This window comes from Corallococcus sicarius, assembly GCF_003611735.1.
GTDB lineage: Bacteria > Myxococcota > Myxococcia > Myxococcales > Myxococcaceae > Corallococcus > Corallococcus sicarius.
In genome coordinates this window covers 1-23,239 of record NZ_RAWG01000141.1, presented here as the reverse complement: position 1 = coordinate 23,239, position 23,239 = coordinate 1, and the positions used below count along the sequence as shown (strand labels likewise).

The 23,239-nt window shown below is 71.9% G+C and carries 17 protein-coding genes; 8 read left to right on the top strand and 9 right to left on the bottom strand.

Annotated features, from left to right (window positions below):
• Positions 1-474 (top strand): PAS domain-containing protein (locus D7X12_RS21725; protein ID WP_341868236.1); only part of this gene is annotated, 474 nt, incomplete at its 5' end.
• A 13-nt stretch (positions 475-487) separates the two neighbouring features.
• Here D7X12_RS21725 and D7X12_RS21720 read toward each other — a convergent pair.
• The 5 genes from D7X12_RS21720 to D7X12_RS21700 all read right to left on the bottom strand — a co-directional run bounded on the left by D7X12_RS21720 (position 488) and on the right by D7X12_RS21700 (position 6,909).
• Entirely contained in the window at positions 488-1,069 is a 582-nt protein-coding gene (locus D7X12_RS21720) for a GNAT family N-acetyltransferase (protein WP_120627189.1), read from the bottom strand.
• A gap of 53 nt (positions 1,070-1,122) precedes the next feature.
• Positions 1,123-1,734: a hypothetical protein gene (locus D7X12_RS21715; protein WP_120627188.1), complete on the bottom strand. Its 612-nt coding sequence runs from the start codon at positions 1,732-1,734 to the stop codon at positions 1,123-1,125.
• A gap of 3 nt (positions 1,735-1,737) precedes the next feature.
• Entirely contained in the window at positions 1,738-4,179 is a 2,442-nt protein-coding gene (locus tag D7X12_RS21710; protein WP_244224705.1) for a BamA/TamA family outer membrane protein, read from the bottom strand.
• 148 nt (positions 4,180-4,327) lie between these two features.
• Positions 4,328-5,686, bottom strand: coding sequence for a sigma-54-dependent transcriptional regulator (locus D7X12_RS21705; protein WP_120627187.1), 1,359 nt, complete (start codon positions 5,684-5,686; stop codon positions 4,328-4,330).
• Entirely contained in the window at positions 5,683-6,909 is a 1,227-nt protein-coding gene (locus D7X12_RS21700; RefSeq protein WP_244224704.1) for a sensor histidine kinase, read from the bottom strand. Before D7X12_RS21700 ends, D7X12_RS21705 begins: the two co-directional genes overlap by 4 nt.
• 100 nt (positions 6,910-7,009) lie before the next feature.
• On the opposite strand from D7X12_RS21700, the gene D7X12_RS21695 reads away from it, so the two are divergent.
• The 7 genes from D7X12_RS21695 to D7X12_RS21665 all read left to right on the top strand — a co-directional run bounded on the left by D7X12_RS21695 (position 7,010) and on the right by D7X12_RS21665 (position 19,125).
• On the top strand, positions 7,010-8,044 hold the full coding sequence (locus D7X12_RS21695; RefSeq protein WP_120627186.1) for an outer membrane protein assembly factor BamE: 1,035 nt from the start codon (positions 7,010-7,012) through the stop codon (positions 8,042-8,044).
• A gap of 55 nt (positions 8,045-8,099) precedes the next feature.
• Positions 8,100-9,467, top strand: coding sequence for a hypothetical protein (locus tag D7X12_RS21690; protein ID WP_120627185.1), 1,368 nt, complete (start codon positions 8,100-8,102; stop codon positions 9,465-9,467).
• Positions 9,468-9,610: 143 nt separating this feature from the next.
• Entirely contained in the window at positions 9,611-9,919 is a 309-nt protein-coding gene (locus D7X12_RS21685) for a hypothetical protein (RefSeq protein WP_120627184.1), read from the top strand.
• Between the two features lie 150 nt (positions 9,920-10,069).
• Positions 10,070-11,791, top strand: coding sequence for a GMC oxidoreductase (locus D7X12_RS21680; protein ID WP_120627183.1), 1,722 nt, complete (start codon positions 10,070-10,072; stop codon positions 11,789-11,791).
• Between the two features lie 59 nt (positions 11,792-11,850).
• Positions 11,851-12,774 (top strand): hypothetical protein, encoded by a 924-nt coding sequence (locus D7X12_RS21675; RefSeq protein ID WP_120627182.1) that lies wholly within the window; start codon positions 11,851-11,853, stop codon positions 12,772-12,774.
• 234 nt (positions 12,775-13,008) lie between these two features.
• The gene (locus D7X12_RS21670) at positions 13,009-13,968 is read left to right on the top strand and encodes a ribonuclease T2 family protein (protein ID WP_158620093.1); all 960 of its coding nucleotides are present in this window, start codon (positions 13,009-13,011) and stop codon (positions 13,966-13,968) included.
• 159 nt (positions 13,969-14,127) lie between these two features.
• Positions 14,128-19,125 (top strand): hypothetical protein, encoded by a 4,998-nt coding sequence (locus D7X12_RS21665; RefSeq protein ID WP_244224703.1) that lies wholly within the window; start codon positions 14,128-14,130, stop codon positions 19,123-19,125.
• Positions 19,126-19,151: 26 nt separating this feature from the next.
• Here the strand turns inward: D7X12_RS21665 and D7X12_RS21660 are convergent, their stop codons facing one another.
• The 4 genes from D7X12_RS21660 to D7X12_RS21645 form a co-directional block, all read right to left on the bottom strand.
• The gene (locus D7X12_RS21660; RefSeq protein ID WP_120627179.1) at positions 19,152-19,775 is read right to left on the bottom strand and encodes a hypothetical protein; all 624 of its coding nucleotides are present in this window, start codon (positions 19,773-19,775) and stop codon (positions 19,152-19,154) included.
• Positions 19,776-19,912: 137 nt separating this feature from the next.
• Positions 19,913-21,589 (bottom strand): amidase, encoded by a 1,677-nt coding sequence (locus D7X12_RS21655; protein ID WP_120627178.1) that lies wholly within the window; start codon positions 21,587-21,589, stop codon positions 19,913-19,915.
• A gap of 49 nt (positions 21,590-21,638) precedes the next feature.
• Entirely contained in the window at positions 21,639-22,658 is a 1,020-nt protein-coding gene (locus D7X12_RS21650; protein WP_208719199.1) for a M12 family metallopeptidase, read from the bottom strand.
• A 108-nt stretch (positions 22,659-22,766) separates the two neighbouring features.
• Positions 22,767-23,165 (bottom strand): cupin domain-containing protein, encoded by a 399-nt coding sequence (locus D7X12_RS21645; RefSeq protein WP_120627191.1) that lies wholly within the window; start codon positions 23,163-23,165, stop codon positions 22,767-22,769.
• Positions 23,166-23,239: the final 74 nt, after the last annotated feature.

The window sequence follows — 23,239 nt, the reverse complement described above, 5'->3', positions numbered from 1 at the left end:
ATCCCCAACGCCCCCGCCCCCCACTCCGTGCCCACCGGCGAGCCGTCGCCACTTCAAACCCACTCCCGGGAAGAGCTCGATGCCCTGATTCAGCGGGTGGACGGCCTGTCGGAGCTGGAGCTCGACGGGCTCCCGCTGGGGATGATCCAGCTGGACGCCCAGGGGAAGATCCTCAAGTTCAACCGGACCGAGGCCTCCCTCGCGCGCATCAAGGCGAAGGAGCAGATTGGCAAGAGCTTCTTCAACGAGGTCGCGCCCTGCACCCGCGTCCGGGAGTTCTACGGCCGGTTCCAGGAGGGCGTCCGGGCGAAGAGCCTCTACCAGACCTTCGGGTTCATCTTCCGCTTCGCCCACGGCGCGCGGCACGTGGCCATCACCCTGTTCTACAGCGACAAGACGGACTCGGTGTGGGTGCTCGTGTCGGATCAGCAGGTGCCCGGGGACGCGCCGTCCCCCAAGAACCGGCTGGCCTGATTCAGAAGCTGCCTCAGGGCTGCTCGGCGCCGGTGGCGCGGCGCCACTCCCCTTCCAGCAGCGAGAGCACGGCGGTGTCCATGAAGCCCTCGGGCCCGGCGCAGTTCTCCCGCAGGAGGGCTTCGTGCTGGAAGCCCGCGCGGGTGAGCACGCGCATCGACGCGCCGTTGCGAGGATCCAGGCGGGCCTCGATGCGGTGGAGCCCCATCCGCGCGAAGCCGAAGTGCAGGAGCGTGGGCATCAGCTCCTTCATCACGCCCTGGCCCCACAGGGGCATCCCCAGCACGTAGCCCACCTCCGCGTGCCGGTCGCGCGAGCTCCAGTTGAACAGCCCCACGCTGCCCAGGGCGACGTCCTCGCCCCGTGCGCACAGCGCCCAGCGGAAGCCCTCTCCGCGCAGCGCGGACTCCAGGTCCCGCGCCAGCTTCTCCTGCATCCGCTGCACGCCCCCCGCCGCGCCGTAGGGGAGGTAGCGCGCCACCTCCGGGTGGTCGTAGATGGCGGCGAGCTCCGGGGCGTCTTCCAGCCGGGGCTGCCGCAGGCGAAACCGTTCGGTCTCGAGCTCGGGGTACGTGGCGAAGGAAGGAGTCTGCATGGCCCCGACTCTACCGTGCCGGGGCGACACGGTGCCGGCCCCTTCCCGCGGGCTCAAGGCGGGCGGAGCACCTCACAGCGCGCGGTGGCCCCCTGCGCCAGGTCCTCCGCCACGGAGCGCAGCAGGGTTGCGGTGAGCCCGGAGCGCCCGTCCGGCTCCGTCCCCGCGGGGGTGCCCTGGGTGAGCCAGGCCGCGACACGTCCGAGGCTCGCGGCCGTCACCACCTGCAACCGCACCTCCACCTGCACGACGAAGCGGTCGCCCGGCTCCGGGCGGTCCTCCAGCGTCCAGGCCACGCGCTCCAGCTCCAGCGTGGCCACGCCTTCCGCCAGGGGCCTTCCGTCCAGCAGGTAGCCCGCGCGCGTGAAGGCGAGCACCTGGGTGAGCTGCGCGCCGTCCAGGCGCGCGTCGAACCAGAGGGGGCGGCGGCGCCAGAGGGTGAGCTGCACCTCCAGCTTCCCCGCCATGCCCAGGCGCACCAACCGATCCAGTTCGGGCGACACGAAGGCGCGCGCCTCCGGCCGCACCACCACGCGCCGCCCGGAGAGCGTCGCGGTGCAGGTGGCGCGGGCCTCGTCCGCCCGGACCGCGGACGGCAGCAGCCCCACCGACGCCGTGAGCGTCGCCGCGAGCCGCCACCGTCCGCCTGTGCCGTACCGTGCCATGCCTCAGAAGGTCCGGACGAAGAGCAGGCGCGCCTCGGGCGTGGCCCGGGCCTTCTCATCCGTGCGCCAGGCCACATCCACGCGCACCCCGTCGGTGAAGTGGAAGTTGGCGCCCACGCCCAGCCGCGGATCCATCCATTCGGAGCCGGTGTGCACCGAGCCCAGGTCCGCGAAGAGGCCGAAGGCCTGCCAGCGGTACTCCGCGCTGCCGAGCACCGACGCGTCGCCCCCGCGGAAGTCCTTGAAGCCGAACCCGCGCAGCGCGCTCCAGCCGCCCAGCGCCTCCTGCTTCTGCAGGGGCAGGTCCTCGCCTCCCGCGACGCGCAGGCGCACGCTCAACCTTGAGTGCCAGTTGACGGGCAGGACCACCACCGCGTCGCCCACCAGCTTCCAGAAGTTCGTGTCCACGCCCACCTGCTGGCCCACCTCCAGGGTGACGAGCGCGCGCAGCGCGGCCTCCAGCGTCCGGTCCCCCTGGCGCGGGAAGAGGGACGTCTCCGGCGTGCGGAAGAGCGAGCCCACGGGCGACCCCGGCTTCGCCTTGCTGTCGTACTCCGCGCGCAGCAGGACGGAGCGCAGGCGCCCCTCGGTCACCGGCGCGTTGGGGAAGGGCGGCGAGTCGCGGCGGAAGAGGCTGAGCGGCGGCGTGAAGGGCTGGAGGGATTCGTAGGTGTCGCCGCGGAACTCCGCGCCCGCGAGCCACGAGCGCGACCAGCGCCAGGTGGCGAACGCCGTGAAGCCCTTGCGGCGGAAGTAGTCCCGGTCCGGCCGGTTGAGGAGGAACGAGTAGATGTAGGAATCAATGTCGCTCAGCCGCCAGCGATCGAACGTGTCGGTGAAGTCATGCACCTGCGCGCCCACCTCCGCGAGCCCCAGCACGGGCACCTGCAGCTTCGCGCCGCCCAGCAGGCTGACCCGGCGCTGACGTCGCGTCCCCTCCGGGTCGTCCGGCAGCCGCTGGCCTCCCAGCCGCAGCGGAACGAAGAAGGCCCCCTCCAGCGTCGCGTGCAGCCGGTCCTTCGGATCCCAGAAGTGCAGCTCCGCCGACAGGCCCGGCGCGAAGCCCGTCACCTGCGTGTGCACGGGCAACAGCTCCATGGACAGGCTCGGCAGGCGCGGACGCATGTGCACCACCAGGCGCCGTCCCTCCAGGGTGAGGCCCCCCTCGCGGTCCTCGTCATCCCACGAGAACATCTCCCGCCACTCGGACCGGGACTCCTTGTCCTCCCGGCGGGACGCGCGTCGCTCCTGCTCCTCGGTGCGGTAGCTCCGCGCGCCACTGGCCTCGCGCTCCTCGACGACGCGCACACGCCGGCGCTCCTCGCCCAGCCCCTCACCGTCCACCGTCCGGAGGAAGGGCAGCTGCGACCGCAGACGCTCCAAGCCACGGCGGGCATCGCTGCGCAGGAAGACCTCGCCCGGCGACAGCCCCAGCGCCTCGCGCACGCGCTCCGCCATCTCCGGCTCCACGCCCGGCACGTCCACGGACTCCAGCCGGCCCTCGTCCACCGTCACCACCAACGCGCCGTCCTGGGACAGCGTCGCGGACACCGTCGCCAGCAGGTAGCCGTCGTCGTCCCGCACGTCCTTCAGGGTGCGCTCCAGCGCGGCGTCCAGCCCGCCGAGCACGATGCCGGGACGGAGCTGTCCGCCCTCCATGCGCGCCAGCCACTCACGGGGCGGGTGGAGCGGAGGGCACGGGTGGACAGCGGGCGCCGTCGCGCGCCGCTCCTTCGTGTTCATCGACTCGAAGAACTCCTCCACTTCCCGTCCGATGTCCTCATCGTTCCAGAGACCCTTGTCGTAGGAGCCGGGCGGCCCCGGGAACAGGGACTCCAGCCACTCGCGGGGACGGAGGTCCTGGAGCCCCTGGACCTGGACCGAGGTGACGGTGGGGTGCTCCACCAGCGTCACCGCCAGCAGCGTGGGCCCCTGCTCGCTGACGTGCAGGCGCGGCTCCACCCGGGCGAAGAGCCCCGTGCGCGCCAGCCGGCGCAGCAGGGCCTGCAACTCGGCGGGGGACTGCGAGAGCGGGGCCCCGGCGGCGGGGGCGCCCACGAGCGTGCGCACCTGCGCGTCCGTCAGGCGCTGGAGCCCCACGAGTTCGAGGCCCGTCGGCACCTGCCCCTTGCCGTCCACGTCCAGTTGCAGCGGCGCGAGCACCGACGGCGTGGTGGCGTCGTCGTCGTCGAAGGCGTCGGGGCACTCCTCGCGCGACGCGGCGTCCCCATCCTCCCGGTCCGCGTCATCGTCGTCATCATCGTCAGGGCCCTCGTCGTCCTCGCGGGCCGCGGCTACGGACGGCGTGGGCGGTGCGGAGGGCGCCGAGAGCGCGCCGGCATCGGGTGGGAGCGTGCCGCCATCCTCCGCGGGTTGCGCGGAGGCGACGAGCGAGACGAAGCAGAGACAGAGCAGGATGCGATTCATGCGGGGGGCCAGGAGCATGCGCCGTTCCAGGTGAGGGGCCCCGCCAAGTGCCTGGAAGGACAGGGGGCCGCCGTGCGAGTCGATGTCACGGACACATCCGGATGTCACGGCGGGATGTGGCCGTGACATCGCCCGTGTCCCCGGTGCGTCTCATGGCCGGTGCGTCTCATGGAACGACGGGGAGGCCCAGGGCCTTGATGCGCCGGTAGAGGTTGCCCCGGTCCACCTGGAGGAGGCGCGCGGCCCCGGCGATGCTCTCCCCTTCCCGGAGCGCGGCGCGGATGAGGTCCCGCTCGAAGTCCTCCACGTGCTCGCGGTAGCTCTTGTCGCCCAGCGTGGCGCGAGGCGCGGCGGCCGGGGTGCCCGCGGGCGCCGTCACCGCGTCCGGGCGGAGCTCCAGGGGCCCATCGCCCCGGAGCAGGTTCAGCCGCTCGATGACGTTGCGCAGCTCGCGGACGTTGCCGGGCCAGGGGTACGCGCGCAGCGCGGCCTCGGCGCCGGGGGCCAGCGTGAGCGTCACCCGGGGGCCGGCGAACTCCGCGGCGAAGACGCGCGCCAGGGGCAGCAGGTCCTCGGGGCGCTCACGCAGCGGCGGCAGGTGCAGCGGCAGCACGTTGAGGCGGAAGAAGAGATCCTGCCGGAAGCGCCCCTCCTTCACCGCGCGGGTGAGGTCCTGGTGCGTGGCCGCGAGGATGCGCACGTCCACCGTCACCGGCAGCGTGCCGCCCAGGCGCTCCACCTGACGGGTCTCCAGGACTCGCAGCAGCTTCGCCTGGAGTTCCAGCGGCATGTCGCCCAATTCATCCAGCAGCAGCGTGCCGCCCTGGGCCTGCTCCACCCGGCCCGTGCGCCGCGCCACCGCGCCGGAGAAGGCGCCCCGCTCGTGGCCGAACAGCTCGCTCTCCAGCAGCGTCGCGGGGATGGCCGCGCAGTTGACCGCCACCAGCCGGCCCTTGCGCCCGGAGGCCTTGTGCAGCGCCTGCGCCACGCGCTCCTTGCCGGTGCCCGTCTCGCCGGTGATGAGCACCGCCGTGTCGCTCGGGCCCACGCGCGCGATGAGCTGGCGCAGCGCCTCCATGGCCGGGCTGTCCCCCACCAGGTGCCCCGGACGGGCCAGCTCGTCCAGCAGCCGCTCCCGCTCCTCCCGCAGCGAGCCCAGCGCCAGCGCGTTGCGCAGCGCCGTGATGAGCCGCTCGGCGGACGGGGGCTTCTCCACGAAGTCCGTGGCCCCCAGCTTCAGCGCCTGCACCGCCTCCGCGGGAGACGCCTCGCCGGACAGGACCACCACGGGCACGGGCAGGGGCTTCGGCAGGCGCGCGAGCAGCTCCAGCCCCGTCTCCCCCGGCATGCGCAGATCCAACAGCATCAGCGCGGGCGGCGCGTCCGGCGCTTCCAGCAGGCGCGAGGCCTCCGCCGCGGAGCGGGCCTCCACGGTGGTGAAGCCCTCGTCGCCCAGGAGCCCACGCAGGGCCCGGATGACGCCGGGATCATCGTCGACGATGAGGATGCGGGGACCTGGCTTCATGACGTCACCTGGGAGGTGGGAGGCACCCGCGGCAATGCGACGAACGCGCGCGTCCCGCCGCTCGCACCCGGCTCCAGCCGCAGCGTACCGCCGTGCTCATGGACGATCTTCTGGGCGATGGGCAGCCCCAATCCGCTGCCGCCGGGCTTGGTGCTGAACAGCCCCCGCGTGAGGACCGCGCCCTCCAGCACGCCCGTGACGCCGCGCCCACCGTCGTTCACGGTGACGTGCACGGCGCCGTCGGCTTGTTCGTTCAGGGCCACGCGCACGGGCGGCGTGTCCGGCCCGGAGGCCTCGGCGGCGTTCTTCACCAGGTTGCCGAAGAGGCGGCGCAGCCCGTCCGGATCCGCGCGCAGCTGGACCTCCGGCCCGGGCTCCAGCTCCACGGGCACCGGCGACGTGCCCGCGTACAGGGTGCACACCTCCGCCAGCAGGGCGCGCAGCCCCACGTCCTGGAAGCGCGGGGCGGGCAGGCGCGCGAAGGTGGAGAAGCTCTGCGTCATGCGCATGAGCAGGTCCACCTCCTCCTGGAGGAGGGCCACCGCTTCAGCCAGGCGCGTCGGGTCCGGCGGGGCGCTTTCATCCTGGCGGGTCAGACGCGCGAGCGAGAGCTTCATTGCGGTGAGGGGGTTCTTCAGCTCGTGGGCGAGCGCGCGGGCCACGTCCTGCCACGCCGCGATCTGCTCGGCCGCCTTGAGGCGCTCGCGCTGGCCGAGCAGCTCCTGGCCCATGCGGTTGAACTGCCCCAGCAGGTACTGGAGCTCGTCGCGCGGCGGCTCGGGGACGGTGAGGCGGACGGACAGGTCGCCGCGCGAGTAGGCCCGCATGCCTTCGATGAGGGTCCCCACGGGACGCGTGAGCACGCGGCCCAGCAGCACCGCGGCCACGGCCAGCACGACGCCGGAGACCAGCCCCAGCACGGCGATGAAGGCGGGCACGCGGCGCACCAGGGCCCGCCGCGCCAGCTCCGCCTGCGCCAGGTTCAAGCGCGCATCATCCAGCGCGTCCTGCGGCAGGCCGCGCCGCTCCAGGTCCGCGGACACGCCGTCGAGCACGGCCTCCACCGGGGCGATGGACACGGAGAGCACGCGCTCCAGCACGCCCTGCGCCAGCGCGCCGAGCAGCAGCAACGGAATGAGCCCCGTGAGCAGCATCACCGCCAGCAGGCGCCGCCGGAAGCGGGGCGGCGGGGGTGGTGGACCCATGGACGGAGCGCGGCGCATGATGCGCCGTTCATACCGCAGGCACCTGCAAAGTTCTTGCGACCCTCCGCGCGAGACAACTACAAGCGCCGCGCGATTCCGCAAAATGAGGGGGTTTCACATGTATCGAAAGAACGTTCTTCGCGGCCTGCTTGCGTTGGGCCTGCTGACGGCGCTGAGCGCCCAGGCAGAGACGCTGTTCGCCCAGGCCAACATCCTGATCAACAAGCGCCAGTTCTCCGCGGTGAACTACCGCGCCAAGGGCACGCTGCTGCCCGTCGGCACGAAGATCGAAGTGCTGGATCGCGACGACGACGAGATCACCTGCCGCGTGCTCGACCCCTCCCAGCTGGAGTTCCGCGTCGTCACCCACCGGAGCCTGGGCAAGCCGCTGTCGGTGCTGTTCGCCGGGTTCTTCGCCCCCACGGATCCCGCGGCGCGCATCGCCGCGCTCTCGCCGGAAGATCAGAAGCAGGTGAAGTCCGGGGAGCTGGCCAAGGGCATGTCGCGTGACGCGGTGCTGCTGGCCATCGGGCCGCCGCCGCCCCACCGCACCCCGTCCCTCCAGAGCAACCGCTGGACCTACTGGAGTTCCAAGTTCTCAACCTTCGAGGTGGTGTTCGATGGCGAGGGCAAGGTCGTGTCGTTCGGCGATGAGCCCCCCGTGGCCGCGCCCGCCCCTGCCCCGGCGCCGAAGGTCCTCTACTTCGCGACCGCGAACCTCCACTTCGAGGACGGCACCGTGTCCTGGGTGAACTACCTCAAGGGCCCCATCCTCCCGTTCAACACGCAGGTGGAGGTGCTGGACAAGGGCTCCTCCAAGGTGAAGTTCAAGGTCGTGGACTCCGGGACGGAGTTCACCTTCGAGAACGACTCCCGTTCGGGCTGGGACACCTGGAAGCTGTTCCAGACCGCGTTCGCCGCCGAGGACCAGACCGCGAAGCTCGCGGCCCTCTCGCCGGAGGATCGCAAGAAGGTCGAGGCCTCGGAGGTGGAGCCCGGCATGTCGCGCGAGGCCGTGCGCATGGCGTGGGGTCCCCCGCCTCCGCATGAGACGCCGTCCTTCGCCTCCAGCACCTGGACGTACTGGAAGGGCAAGATGACCAAGGTGAAGGTAAAGTTCGACAAGAACGACAAGGTCGCTTCCGTCGAATAGCGCAGCGGCTTCCAGCCTTCGGCTCGAAGGGGGTGCTCGCGTGAGAGGCATTGGCTTGCTGACCGTTCTCCTGTGGACCACGGTCGCCGTGGCGCAGGAGGTCTACTCACCGGAGATGCTCGCGCGCCTCTACAGCGAGACCCCGGAGACCTTCGACAGCCACTTCAGCAAGGGCCCGGTCACCGTCTACGGAGAGCTGCACTCCAAGATCGAGGACCGGGAGGGCCATCCCATCTGGCACCTGACCCTGACGATGAAGGCCCGGGAGAAGTGGAGGAGCCAGCCCTATCTCGCGTGCAAGCTCTCCCGCGACGACGCTGAGGCGAAGGCGCTGAACCCGGGCCTCGGCACGCGGCTGGCGTTCAGCGGCGTGCCTCGCAACGTGAAGGCGCAGCAGTTGGGCCATCTCATCCAGGTGACCGACTGCCGCCTGCTCGACGCGAAGCAGGCGGCAGCGGCCCACCTCAAGGTGGGTGGGCCCCCTCCCCGGCAGGGAGTGGCCGTGGGCATCCGGTACGAGGATGGCTCGCTGGCGACGCTCTGGACGGATGACAGCGGCGCGTTGGTGAACCTGGGGCCCGGCGTCGCCGTGCGGCGACAGGGCGAGCAGCAGGAGTGGTGGCTCTTCGACACCGTGCGCGCTGGGTCCGGGCCGCGCGCGGTGGTGGTGATGGGGTCCTCCGAGCGTGGCCCCGGGGCGAAGTGCAAGGCGCCGCTGCGCCTCCCCGGCGACACCGCTCCCGGAGAGATGAAGCTCACGTTCGTGGATGACCGCCTCTACTCCGTGGAGCGCGCCCCGCCGGGCAAGGGTGGCACGAAGGCGCTTCCCCGGTTCGCGACCTGGTGGATGGGCGGAAGCGCGCCGCTGGCGGTCGATGACCTCTATGAAATCGGGCCGGACCTGAGCCGGCTCATTGATCAGCGCAATGCGTGGCTTGAGGCCTCAGGTGAGGCCGGGACCCACCGGAAGAATGGGGAGCGGGAGGACTGGGGCATCGCGCGCATCAACGGCCAGTGGAAGACGCGCCTGCCCCTTCCCCCGGTGGACCCGAAGGGCACCTGGGGCGGTGAAGTGGCGGTGGTGGATGCCCTGCTGAACCCGGGGGACGACGCCGGCAAGCCGTATGGCCCCAGCCGCGAGCCGCGCCCCTTCGAGAAGGGGCTCTCCGTCGCCTCCATCGAGAGGCTGCACAATCTCGTCGACCTCTACCGCCTCAAGGACGGAACGCTGCTCGCGTATCACGTCACGTTCGCGGCCCAGCCCCATCCGCCCGGGCAGCAGCTCCGTGAGCCGCCCTTCACGCTCGTGTCGACCGAAGAGGTCATCGACTTCAGCCACGGCGTCACCGAACACCGCGAGGCGCTGGAGCAGACCCTCGCCTCCAATCCCTGTCGGCCCCGGGGCAAGGGCCCGAAGAAGTAGGCGGGTGTCGCCACATTCCGCTGAGCGTGGCGACACCCGGGCTTCCGACCGTCCGCAGGGCAGCCGGCCATCCGCCAGTTCCCGCCCCCTGGCTGCCATCCCGCGAGGGAAGACCGCACCTTGCGGCAGGAGGTGACGACACCATGGCGGACAACCCCATCGAGAGACAGCACCAGCACGAGCGGGAACAGGAGCGGGAGCGGCTGCGCGCCGAGGAGCAGAAGGACCTGGAGGTGGAGGCCCGCCGTGGGGCCCGGCCCCTGGAAGGCTTCGCCGGAGGGCACACCACCTGGACGGGCGCGCAGGACGACGAGGCCGCCGCCCGTGTGCATGCCGGTGACGCAGGTGCGTCATGGGAAGCCAGTGAGCGCCAGGCCCGGCTGGAGCCCGAGCCCCTCTCCGACGATGACGAGGAGGCGGACGGCGAGGCCCGCGTTCCAGAAAGACGCTGACGCTTCCTGAAGCAACGCGGTTCCCGGGTGCCTGAGCGGGCCCGGGCCTGATTCGAGCGACGTGACAGGCGTTTGGAATGCGGCATGCCTTCTGCAACCCAGGGAAGGCCGCCGCTGGACCCACGAAGTCCCCACCGCCCCACTTCGCCTATGTCCTCCAATTACAAGAAGTTCTTCGCTGGCTCCAGCAGTGTCCCGAAGGGCATCTCGCTTGGCTATCCCGTGCCCGGCCCGCAAGCCGCCAGCGCGGATCAGATCGCCGGTCAGGCCTTCTTCGCCGCGCCGAGCGACTGGAGCGACATCCAGGCGTCGGCGTATGACTTCATCGTGATTGGCACCGGGCCCACCGGCGTGGCCTTCATCGAGCAGACGCTGAAGCACAACCCCAACGCCCGCATCCTGGTGCTGGAGCGCGGCGGCTTCTGGCTGCCGGTGCACTACCAGATGCTGCCCATGGCCTTCCAGGCGGCGACGGGCTCCCCTCCCACCACCTACCCGTGGACCCGCACGACGCGGATGGCGACGACGGAGCTGGAGTTCTTCCAGGCCGGCTACATCCCGGTGCTGGGCGGCCGTTCGACCTACTGGAGCGCCTGGTGCCCGGCGCCCGGCCCGGACCTGATGCGCGACTGGCCGCAGGAGCTGATCGACGTCACGCTCCAGCCCGGCTTCTGGGACCGCGCCCGGTCCTTCCTGCACGTCACGACGACGGACCGCATCAACGACGGAGTCTACGGCAGCCTGCAACACCAGCTCGACGTGAACCTCCGGGAGGGCTTCAAGCGCGCCGTGCCTTCGGCGGAGAATGCCTTCCCCGCGCCCATCGCCGTGGGCAATCCCGCCTGGAAGGGCGTGAAGTTCTACAAGTACTCCACCGTGGGCGCGCTGCTGGACCTGCAGCAGGCCCAGAAGGCGCTGGCGGCCCAGGGTAAGGGACAGGCGCTCACCATCGTCGACCATTGCGTCGTCGACCGCCTGCTGCATGACGACCGTGGCACGGTCACCGCGCTGGAGACGAGCCGCGGCCCGCTGGCGGTCAGCTCGGCGAAGGTCATCCTGGCCATGGGCACCATCCCGCCCGCGACGCTGCTGATGAATTCGTTCAAGGACGCGCTGCCCAACATTGGCAAGCGCTACACCGGGCACTTCATGTCTCACATCACGGCGCGCGTGAAGCGGTCGGCCTTCGTGGACCTGTCCGCGCTGGAGATTGGCGCGGTCTACCTGGACGGCAAGGCCGGCAATGGCTTGCAGTACCACGTGCAGGCCAGCGCCTTCGCCTCCGCGAACCCGACGGCGGACGAGAGCACCATCGCCCACGAGGCGCCGGACGCCGCGGCCGTCGCCTCCATGGCGCAGCTCCAGGGCTCCGAGGATTACGTCGTGTTCGTCTGCGCGACGCTGGGCGAGGTGAGCGAGAAGAACGCCCACAACTGGATCCGCCTCAACGGCGGCACGGACCCGGCCACCAACATCTCGCTGCAATTGCAGCCGGGGCCGCAGGACCACGAGCTGTGGGACGTGCTCGACGAGGCGACGTATCAGACCCTCGGGGTGCTGGCCGGCCGCTCGGGCGGGCCGTGCGCGGAGCTTGAATACTGGGTCGACGACGCGAGCGGCAGCGGCGGCTTCTGGCAGTCGGAGCGGCCGGACCGGAAGCAGATCCGCCTGAACATCATCGTCCACGAGGCCTCCCCCTTGTGGGTAGGGACGGACGCGGCGACCTCGGTGGTCGGGCTCGACTACCGCCCGCACGGCGTGCACAACGTCTACGTGACGGGTGGGGCGCTCTTCCCGACCTCCGGTTCGTGGAACCCCACGCTGACCATGTGCGGACTGGCGCAGGACCTGGCCGACCGGCTGCGTGGGTGACAGGTGATTCAATTCCGCACACCTTGACGGAGTGTGAGGAACAGCCGTCTGATCATTGAATGCTCAATCAGACCGCTGAGTACCAATCCTGTATCGCGAGTTCCGAGAAGGTGTCCTGGCGGCTGGATGAGCTGCTGCCCCAGGACACCGTCCTCGACTTCAGCCGCCGGTTCCTCTCGGATGCGCTGACGGGCTCGGAGGCCTTCCGCTTCTTGAGCACGGACGAGAAGCTGATGCTCAATCAGATCCGCTCCAACAGCTATGCGCACCTGTTCCTCTTCCTGGAGGAGTACGCGGTGGCCCTGGCGGCGCAGCGCGCCGGCCTGGAGCTGCACGGGAACCCGACGCACATGCGCGCCCTCCTGCGCTTCACCGAGGAGGAGCTCAAGCACCAGCAGCTCTTCGCGCGCTTCACCAGCGCGTTCGCGCGCGGCTTCAAGGTCTCCCCGGCCCTGCTCGACACCCGGGTCGCGGTGGCCAGGGCCATCATGACGAAGTCGAACCTGGGCGTGCTCATCTTCAACCTGCACATGGAGCTGATGACGCAGCAGCACTACCTGGAGACCATCCGCGGCAACCAGGACGAGGTGCTCGACCCGCTGTTCTGCAAACTGCTCAAGCACCACTGGCTGGAGGAGTCACAGCACACGCGGCTCGACTTCCTGGAGGCCCAGAAGATCCTCGCCCAGGCCCCTGATTCCATGGACGCGGCGATGACGGAGTACGCCGAGCTCCTCCAGGCGCTGCGGGGCGTCCTCAACGCGCAGCTCCAGCTGGACCTGGAGACGTTCGAAAAGGCCGTGGGCCGCACGTTCACGGACGCCGAAAGCAAGGAGCTCGCCGAGTCCCAGGAGCGCTCGTATGTCTGGGGCTTCATCGGGATGGGGATGAAGGCGCCCCTCTTCCTGTCCCGCCTGCGCGCGCTCTCCCCTGCCGCCGAGCAGCGCGTCCTGGAGCTGGCCCCCACGTACTACTGCAACTAGCCGGACGGGAACCCGGCACGGCGGGGCAGGCGCGGGCCGCAATCCCAGACACATGGACGGACCGGGGCGCGGGGTGTGGCGTCCGGCGGCGGCGCCCTACCTTGGTGCCGCTGCCGACCCGCTTTCCGAGGAAGTGAAGCCATGCGCCTCCCGCCGCGCCTTGCCCTGTGTTTGTGTCTGGTCATCGCGCAGGGGTGTCGCACGCGTCCGGAGACCCCGGCCGCGGAAACACCGATGACGCCAACCAACACGGCCCGGCCGCTCGCCCAGGCGACGCCGGAAGCCCTGGAGATGGAGTTCGGGCGTCCCCAGGCCACCGCCTGCAACTGCTTCTCTCCCAACCCGTCCGCGACGGACGGCTGGGTGTGTGCCACGCCGCGCTTTGGCGCGTACCTGCTCGCGCTGACGTGGGCGCCGAACTTCTGCCCGGGTCATCCCGACAAGGAGCAGTGCGAGAAGCTCCCCGGGTCCTTCGGCGCGACGCACCTGACCCTCCACGGGCTGTGGCCGCAGTTCAACGACGCCGAGGCGGAGCAACAGCAGTGCACCTACCCGGCGTACTGCGGCGGGCTCTGTGAATGCCGGAGCGGCGCGGCCCCCGCGAAGTGCTTCCCCGACCCCGCCACGATTCCAGACACCATGGGCACCTATGGCCCCGGGTTCGTCACGGACAACTTCTTCCTCGCGAACCACGAGTGGACCAAGCACGGCAGCTGCACGGGAATGGATTCCAGGAGCTACTTCTCCAGCACCATCGAAGCCCTGCTGTCGCTCCCGGGCGACCAGGGGACGCCCGCGCTCCTGACGGACAACGTCGGCAAGAGCGTGGCGCTGGACGCGCTGCGCTCGGCATTCGGAGAGAGCGGCAGCGTCGTCTTCCGCTGTGACGACCGGTGCAACCTCGCGGAGGTGGGCGCCTGCTTCGGCGTGGGCGCCCAGGGGAAGCCGACGACGCGCATCCCCTGCCCCCGGAACGTGACGGACAGCAGCAGCAACAGCTGCATGGGAAGCGGCTCGCAGCCCCGCTGCCCCACCGTGAAGGTCCAGGCCGTGAAGGACGACGGGCCCACACCGCCCGCCACGTGTGGGCAGCCGGGCCAGGGGCCGGCGTGCACCCGCGATGACACCTGTAGGACGCAGGGCTTCGTCCGCTGCGCGAAGTCAGGCTGCTGCACCACGGTCCCCAAGCGCTGACGCCCCGGGCAGGGCTCCCGGAAGAGACAGTGTCACCAAGGGTCCCACCCTCCGTGTGGGGGTCCCCTGTATGCTGTCCGTCCAATGATCTGCCCAGACTGTGCGGAACTTCGCGCCACCGACTCGGGGGCCCCGTGCCCGGAGTGCGGGGCCACGCTCGTGCCCGCCACGGGACGGCACCTTGAGGACTTCGCGCAGTCGCTGGTGCGACGTCGCATCGAGCGCTGGCGCTTCGACGGGTTGCTGGACCGCGCCACGGCGGACCGGCTCGAGGCGTCCCTCCACAGCCCGCCGGCAGACGACGCGTCCGAACCCGAGTCGTTCGCGTTCCCGGTGGTCGGGAGCGTGGCGGTGCCGGCCGTGGACCCGGCGGTCCGCGTGGAGGCCTGGGCGGAGGGCGTCGCCGCGTCGCTTCGTCGCGCGGGAGGGTGGCGTCCGGGTTGGGGGGCCGCGCTCGCGCGCTCGATGGATGAGGCCGCGAAGGCGGAGCGGGAGCAGGCGGCACAGCGGGCAGCGGCGCGGAAGGTCGCATCGCACGACGCCGGCGACTCGCACGAGGATGACCTGCGCTCGGCGCTGGGGTCGGGACCGGCGCTGTTCTCCGCGGGGAACACGGGGGCGCTGGGGGGCGGACTGGAGGCGATGGTCGCGCTCGATGAGGGCGAGGGCGCGCCCCGCCTCCACGAATACATCTGGTGGTTCCTCGGCGCGGTGCTCGTGCTGGGCGGCTCGCTCATGGGGGTCCGCGAGGCGTGGCGGGCGCTTGGCGGCGTGCCCCGGCAGCTGCTCGTGTCGGGCGCGCTCCTGGGCTACCACGCGGCCTTCATCGGGCTGGGGGCGTTCCTGGCGCGGCGCTCGCTGTCGGCCGGGCGCGTCCTCGCGGGCATCGGGCTTGCCCTGCTGCCGGTGGTGTTCATCGCGCTGTCGGCGCTGGTGGCGCTGACGCCCATCGTCGGTGTCCCCGTCGCGCTCGGGGCCGCGGCGCTCGCCCTGCTTCCGTTGAGGACCGCGGGGCGGCTGTTGCACGGGACGTCCACCGCGTCGATCGCGGTGGCGCTGTTCCCCTCGCTCCTGGCGGGGCTCCCGTTGATGGGGTGGGACGAAGCGCCGTGGCTGCGCGCGCTGTGCGCGGCCTCGGGCGTGGTGGCGCTCGGTGCCACGGTGTGGCGTGCGCGAAGGGCGGCGCCGGGCAAGGCGCTGTTCGTCAGCGCGGGCGCCGCGCTCTACGGGGCGCTCTGGTTGGCGGTCTTCGCCGTGGCGAGCGGCCCCTCCGGCTTCGATGCGCTGGAGCCGGGCAGTCCCCTCTTCGCGGGCCTCACGCTCTGGGCGTTGGCGCTCGGCGCGGTGGTGGCGTGGGCCGCGTCCACGGACGCCGTTCGCGAGGCCTACCCGCGCGCGGGCCCGGTGTTCGAGACGCTGGCGCACGCGGTGGTGGCCAGTGCCGCGCTCGCGGGTGCGCTCGGCGCGTTCTCCGCCTCACCGGGAGAAGATGGCCACGTGGACGTGGCGTCCGCGTGCGCGCCCGTGCTGGCCGCGTGGGTCTTCTTCGCGCTGGAGCCCCGACGCCGGGCGCTGGTGCACACGGGCGTCATGGCCGCGCTGCTCTCCGGGGCGCTGTTCGCGCGCATCCTGGCGCCCACGGAGCCTGCGTGGTGGTGCTTCGGCGTCGCGGCGGTGTCCGCCGGCTTGATGCTCATGGCCCGGACGAACCCGGCCCAGGGCCTGCGCAACCGGATGCTGGCGTGGAGCGTCGTGGTCGCCCTCGCGACGATGCCCGCCGTCACCTGGGTGTCGTGGAACTGGGGCTCGGGCGGGTTCTGGCCCAGGGCGATGACGGGGCTGCTCATCGCGGTCGCGGCCCACGTCGCGGGCGGCTGGAACTGGCGGGGCCTCCACTACGTGGGAGCCGTCGCCGCGCTCTTCGGTGCGCTCGCGGTCGTCGCGGGGACGCCGGAGCTCGCGTCGGACACGGCGAGCCTCACCGTCTTCGCGCTCGCCGCGGGCCTCTATGGAATCGCCGGGCTCGTGCAGCAAGCATGGGCGCAGCGCACGGGCCGCGGCGACCTGCTCGAGCCCCTGGAGGATGTCTCCCTGGGCCTCGCGGCGCTCGGGGTGGTGCTGGGCCTGGGCGTGACGCCCACCGTGCCGGACGCGCTCGCGTCGGTCGCGGGGGCCTGGGGAACACTGCTCGTCTGCGTGCCCACCGCGCTGGCCACGGCGGTGTTGCTGCTCCGCCTGCGCAGGGAGCGGAGCCGGCTCGTGGGCTTCCTCGCGGCCATGGGGCTCGCGCTCACGGTGACGCGGGGCATGGGCACCGTCGCTGACTTCACCTCGGCGCGAGCCGCCCTCGTGGCCGCGTCGCTGGGGCTCGGCTTCGCGCTCCTCGCGGCGCTGCGCGGTCGCGATCCCGTCGCGGACCCAGCGCCGAGGCCCAAGGGCCGGACGCTGCTGGGCGGCCTCCCCCTGCCCTTCGCCGCGCGCGGACGGGCCCTCCTCACGGATGGCTTCGCCGCCGCCGCGTTCGTGCAGGCCGTCTTCGCGACCGTCACGCTCGCCGGGTTCATCCCCACGCCCGTCAGCGCCGAGCGGCCCTCCTTCCTGCTCGCGGGAGCGCTGCTCACGGCGCTGGCGCTCCTCGCGTTCCTGTCGCGCGGCTTCGTGGCGTATCAACTGCGCGGCTCGGTGGTGACGCTGGCCGCGGGCGGAGGGCTCATCGCGCTCACCGCGGTCATCAACCGCGCGGGCCGACCGCTTCCGCCCGACGTGGTGGCCTGGCGCCTTCCGCTCATCGGCATCGCGCTCTGGGCCCTGGCCCTGGCGACGCGGCGCTTCGGCCCGTGGCTCGGGCAGCGGCTGGAGAACCCGCGGCACGGGCCGCTCTACCACCACGTGCCGCACCTGGGCGTGGCCGCGCTGGCCGCGGTCCTCGTGAACTCCGCGGTGCAGGTCGGGCTGCCGGACTTCTCCCGGGCGCTCGGCGTGGTGCCGCCGCTCCTGGTGCTGGGCTCCGCGGTGCTCTGGCTGCTGCTCGCGGCCTCGTACCGCGCGGGGCCCCTGGCGCACCTGGGCCTCCTGCTGGGTCTGCCCGGTGCAGCGCTCTGGGCCGCGCACCAGTCCCTGCTCGGAGCGCCCCTCGCTTCGATGCTGCCTCCGGGCGGGCAATGGGTGCGCGCCACGGCGGTGGAAGCCCTCGGCGCGTCCCTCCACTGGCTCCATCCCAACGCGTGGCTTGCTCCCGGGGACACCCGCTTCTTCCTGTGGCAGCGGGCCTTCGCGGGCGTCGCCGCCGCGGGGCTCGCCTACGCCGGAGTGGCGCTCGCGGTGGCCCGCCTGGACGCAGGGCGTGCCTTCATCCGAAACCTCTTCTCGCTGCCCGACGAGGCCCGCTCCTGGCGCTTCCTCTGGGCGCTGCGCCGCTGGTCCTTCGTGGCCGTGATGCTCGTGGCGTCGGCGGCGTTCGCCCAGCCCGGGCTCCTTGCCGCGGGGCTCGCCTTCGCCACCGGGGCCGTGCTGTTCGCCGGAGGGGCTCGCGGACCGGGGCGGACCGTCCTGGGCATCAGCTTCCTGCTGCTCGTGCATGCGCAGGCACACCGCGTGGACTTCTTCGCGACGTGGCCGGGCCCGGTGCTCGCGCTGGCGGCGCTGGCGGTGGTGGTGCTCAGCCCGTGGGTCGCGCGGCGGCGGGGGCTCGACGCGGGCTCCACGCGCGTGCGCGCCCACCTGGCCGTGGTGCCCTACATCCTGGCGGCCCTGGCCTACTCGCTGGCGGTGACGAGCCCCAACTCTCCGACGGCGGCCGTCCCCGTGCTCCTCTGGGAGATGCTCATGGGCCTGGGCGGGAAGTGGATGGCCTCCCCCGCGCTCCCGCTGACGCTCGCGCTCATCGCCGCGACGCTGCTGGTGGCGGCGTTCCAGTGGCGCGGGGCCTTCGCCGGGTTCGTCGCGGGACTCGGGGCGGTGGTGATGGGCGGCGCCGTCGTCTCCGCGCTGATGGTGTCCTTCGTCATGCGCGCGCTCCAGTTCGCGCAGTGGCCGGACTACTCGGACCTCTTCATGTCACAGGGCGCGGCGCTGGCCCTGGCCGCCGCCGCGAGCGCCCTGGCGCTGCACGTGGCCCACCGGGTGACGTCACGCCAGCGGAGCGACGTGGCGGACGGCATGGGCTGGGGGCGCGACCTGTGGCTCGTGGGGACGGGCGTGCTGCTCGCCGTCCTCGCCTTGGGGTTCCAGGCGACGGAGGAGGCGCTGCCGCTGGCCCTCGCGGCCATCGGGCTGGCCGTCGGCGTGTCCCTGCACTGCGCGTGGCGCGAGCACACCGGCCGGCACGTGTACTTCGTGCAGGTGTCGGTGGTGGGCGTCTACGCGATGGTGCGCGGCCTGTACGCGCAGGGCCTGCGCCCGGAGCACGACGCCCTCTTCGCGCTGTCCCTGGGCTTCGTGCTGGTGGGCGTGACAGTGCTGGCGCGCAGGGCGGGCGTGCGGCCGGTGGAGCAGGCCACGCGGCGGTTCGCGGCGCTGCTGCCCATTGGCATCGCGCTGATGCTGCCCGGCGACGCGACGGGCGAGGCCGCGCTGATCGCGGGCGGCTCGGGCCTCCTGTACTCAGCCCTGGGCGCGGTGGAGCGCAGCCGGATGTTCGGCGCGTTCGCGGCGGGCGCCTGCAACCTGGCGCTGCTCATCGCCGCGCTCGCCTTCGGCCTGGAGGGGCTGGAGGTGTACCTGGCGCCGCTGGGCCTGCTGCTCCTGATGCTGGGGCAGCTCTTCACGTCCAGCCTGCCGCACGCCGCACGCAACGCGGTGCGCATCCTCGGCGGGCTGCTGCTGTACGTGCCCGCGGCGGCGAAGCTGGCGATGCGGATGGGCGAGTCCGAGGACGGGACGTATGCGCTCGTCTTCGGGGCGGTCTGCCTGCTGGGCGTGGCGGTGGGGATGGCGTTGCAGATCCGCGCCTACCTGGCGCTGGGGACGCTGTTCCTCACGCTGGACGTGGTGGCCAACCTGCTCGACGCGGGGCTGAGGGACCACCGCATCGGGTTCCTGGTGATGACGCTCACCGGGCTCACCATCGTGGGCGGCCGGGTGTTGGCCACCCTCAAGCGGGAGGAGTGGGAGCAGCTGACCCGGCGCGTGCGCATGCAGCTGCGCGGCTGGGACTGAGGCTCCCCTCCTGAACGGGGAGCCCGCTACTGCACGAGGGGCGCGCGGAACACCTCGCCGTCGCGTCCCTCCAGCACGAGGCTGGCCCCGTCCGTGTGGCCCACGCGCAGGGCCGCGCGCGTCTGTCCGCGCCGGTCCACCAGGATGAGCCCGGGCGAGCCGTTCTCATCCGCGCCGAGGATGGCGCGCGGCAGCCCATTCGTATCCGCCAGCTCCAGCCGCGACGAGCCGTCCGCATGGAGTCCCACGGAGAACAGCTCCGCGCCGCCCGCCTTGGACAGCGTCAGGCGGGGGGCCTCGTCCGAGAACACCATCAGCTCCGCCAGCGCTTCACCTTCCGCGGTGGAGAAGCGCAGCCGGGGCGAGTCGTCCTTGCCCAGGCCCAGCAGCGCCCGCGGCCGGCCCTCCTTGTCGTGCAACACCAGCGCCGCGCCGCCGCCCACGTCCGTGCCCAGGGAGGCCCGCGTGCGTCCCTGCGCGTCCCGGAGCACCAGCTTGGAGACGGCCAGCTCCCCGGAGGAGGTCGGCGCGTCCCGCACGGCCGCCGCGCCCAGGCCCAGCCCCGCCAGGACGAGCGCGACGAAGGTGAGGCCCTGCAACCGTCGGAAGCGGCCCTCCAGTTGCTCCATGCGCGTGTCGGTTGAATCCATCCCGGTGTCGCCTCCTGTCCGCGCCTGCCTGGCGGGACGCGGCCGACGCTAACAAAGGCCAGCCTCGCCCGGGCGCCGGAGGCCGGTGCGCGGTGGGAGATGTTCCCTACCGCAAGCACCGGGGCGTACACGCGCCGTCAAGGCAGGACGTTCACGTGGATGGCCGGCGTGCGACGCTCGGTCGCCCGCTCCACCACCCGTCCCAGGCGCAGCAACAGATGTTCTTCATACGGCCGCCCCATGAGGTGCACGCCCACCGGCAGGCCCGCGCCGTCGAAGCCCGCGGGCACGGAGAGGGCGGGGCAGCCCGTGAGGTTCGCCAGGCGGATGAAGCGCATCAGCGCGTCCGCCATGGGCAGGTTCGACTCTCCGGCGGGGAGCGCCGCTTCGGGAATCAACGGGGCGGTGCTGGCCGTCGTCGGCGTGACGATGACATCCACGTCCGCCATCAGGGCCAGCAGCTCCCGGGTCAGCCGGAAGCGGTGCCGCAGCGCATGGACGAAGTCCGTCGCCCGGAAGTGCCGCCCGAGCGCCAGGTTGGTGCGCGAGTCGAGGCCGAACACCGACGCGCGCGACTTCAGCTGCGGCAGCATCGCCTCCGTCATCTCACTCAGGATGATGCAGCTGTGCGTCCAGAGGATGCTGTTGAGGTCGGGCGGTGGAATCTCCACCACCGTGGCCCCCGCGTCGGTGAGGGCCCGCACCGCCTCCCGGCACCGGGCCACCACGTCCGCGTCCGCGTCCTCGAAGTGGGGCGTACAGAGGCCCAGGCGGACGCCCTTCAACGCCCCGTCTTCATAGCCAGACAGGTGGTGCGGCGGCTGCTGGAGCGCCGCGACGTCCCGCCCGTCGGAGCCGGCGACCATCGCATACACCGCCGCGACGTCGTCCACGGTGAGGCCCATGGGGCCGACGTGCGCCACGTTCCAGCACAGCGGCGGCACGCCCGTCTCCGGGATGCGGCCCCAGGTCGCCTTGAGGCCCACGACTCCGCAGAGCGCGGCGGGGATCCGGATGGAGCCGCCCCCGTCCGCGCCAATGCTCACCGGGCACAGGCCCGCCGCCACGACGGCTCCGGAGCCGCTGGAGCTGCCGCCGGTGAGGTGGCCCCGGTTCCACGGGTTGCGCGCGGCGCCGTGGTGCGGGTTCAGCCCGACGGGGTTGATGCCAATCTCCTGCATGTTGGCCTTGCCCAGGATGACCGCGCCCGCGGCCTTCAGGCGCGCGGCCACGGTGGAGTCCGCCTGGGCCACTTCGGTGCGGAACGTCGTGCCCAGCGTCGTGGGGAAGCCCGCCAGGTCCAGCTCGTCCTTCAGCACGACGGGTACGCCGTCCAGCACGCTCAAGGGCCTGCCCGCGCGCAGCCGCTCCGCCGCCGCCTCCGCGGCCCGCAGCACCTCGTCGGGCTTGCGCGCGATGAAGAGCCCCAGGCGGCCTTCGCCGCTGTCCAGGCGGTCAATGGCGTCGTGGAGCCGGTGCACCACGGCCACCGGATCCGTTCCCCCGTCGCGGTAGGCGCGCGCGAAGGCCGCCACCGTCTCCCGCTTCGGCACCACCGGCGACGCGGCGATGGCGCGCGCGGCCTGGGCCTCCGGTGTCTGGGGTTCGGCCGGCGGCGCACCGGGCGGCAGGGGGTGCTGGAGGGGCGGCGCATCTCCAGCGGACAGCTCCCGCCACCGGTCGATGCCGCTGTCCCTCAGCAGCTTCTCCACCAGCGAGGGCCCGATGCCGCCCCGCTCCAGGGTGTTGACGAAGGCCTTGAGGGCCACGCCTGACAGACGCGGGGCCTTCACCGGAGGGCGTTGGTAGGGCATGGGCAGACAGCCTAGCGCCCTGCCCCACCGTCCTCTACCCCACCGTCCTCTACATGATGTGCTGCGGGTCCTGGGCCGCGCCCCAGTCCTGCGCGTACGCCTGGGCCATCGTGGGGACGAACTCCTCCTCCTGCTCCACCCGCTCCTTGCGGCCGGCCTTCACCTCTCCGAAGCCGAACTTCGGGTAGATGAGGCCCGCGAACGCGGCGTCCGTCGGGTTGATGTTGAAGCCTCCCATGATGGGCTGCCCGTCGCGGGTGATGGAGGCCGGGAGCTGGTAGCACATGATGGAGGTCTGATCCGGCGGCGTGGCGAAGATGGACCGATCATCCAGCGGCGTGAGCACCTGCTGATCCACCGTGGCCTTGTCCCAGCCCTGCGTGGCGAGGAAGTACGCGTACGCCTTGACGGGATCGATCCGCGCCACCAGTTCGCGCCGCATGTGCTCGTGCGGGAAGCCGAGCGTGTGCCCCGCCTCGTGCCGGACGACGCGGGCGTACTCGGATTCGGGCGTGTTCATCGTGAACGACTGCAGGTTCATCGTCGGCAGGTGCGTGGGGATGAGCTTGACGTCCGTGCCCAGGTACGACCAGTAGCCGCCCGGGCCGCGGGAGATCCGGATGTCACCCGTCCCACCCGTCTCCACGAACGAGACGCCCGCGTTCGTGGCCCAGGCATTCAGGTGGCTGACGATGCGCGCGCGCAGGTTGGCCGGGGTGGACTCCAGGAAGCTGACGGTCAACTTGCGCGTGGCGGGCCCCCAGTACTTCGACGTCAGGAGCGCGATCCGCAGGGGGTCCAGCGGAAGCGTCACGCCCATCGCGGCGAGCGGCCCTGGCTGCGGCGCGTTCACCGGGTTGATCTTCCGCGCCACCTCCGCGGCCTTCACCACCAGGCGTTTGGGCAGGACCTTCAGCGTGCACCCGCTGGTGGCGGCGACCTGCTGCTCCACCCCTTCCGGCTCCTCCTCGAAGTGTTGCTCCTCCGCCGTCCCTCCCTCTTGCGTCACCGAGCGGACCAGCTCGGAAATCTGGAGAAGGACCTCGCGGATCCTGTCTGTGTCACTCATGGCACTCCCTCCGTTGGATGGACCCGTGGACCGGGTCTGTCCAAACGTCCGACACGCGGAGGCCATGTGCATGCGGGGGCGTGCGGTCGTCGCGGCGAGGGCCCGGGCCTACTGCAGGGAAGGCTGCGGTGCCTCGTCCCTGCCCATGCGGACGCGGGCGTAGTCCTCCGCTCCGGTGAAGTCCACGACGCGGCAGACCTCATCGCCCACGACCCAGGCGTCGTGGCCCGGAGGAATGAAGGCGACGTCGCCCGGCTCCATGTCCAGCTCCTGACCATCCCGCATCTGGATGTGCAGCCGGCCGGAGAGGACGCAGAGGGTGTGGACGACCTCGCAGGACTCGGTGCCGGACAGGGGCTTCACATGCTGTGACCACTGCCAGCCCGGCTCGAAGACGCCCCGCCCGATGATGAGCTCTCCAAGGTTCAGGACGTCTGCTTCACCGTGCGAAACGAAGAGCCGCCGCTCGTCCGCTTCGCCGGCCTTCTTGAGGATTGCGCGTGCCATGGTGCTGTCTCCTTCCACCTCCAATCTGGAGACGGCCTCTTATCCACATCTCCGAGCCCACGAGACCGGAGCCT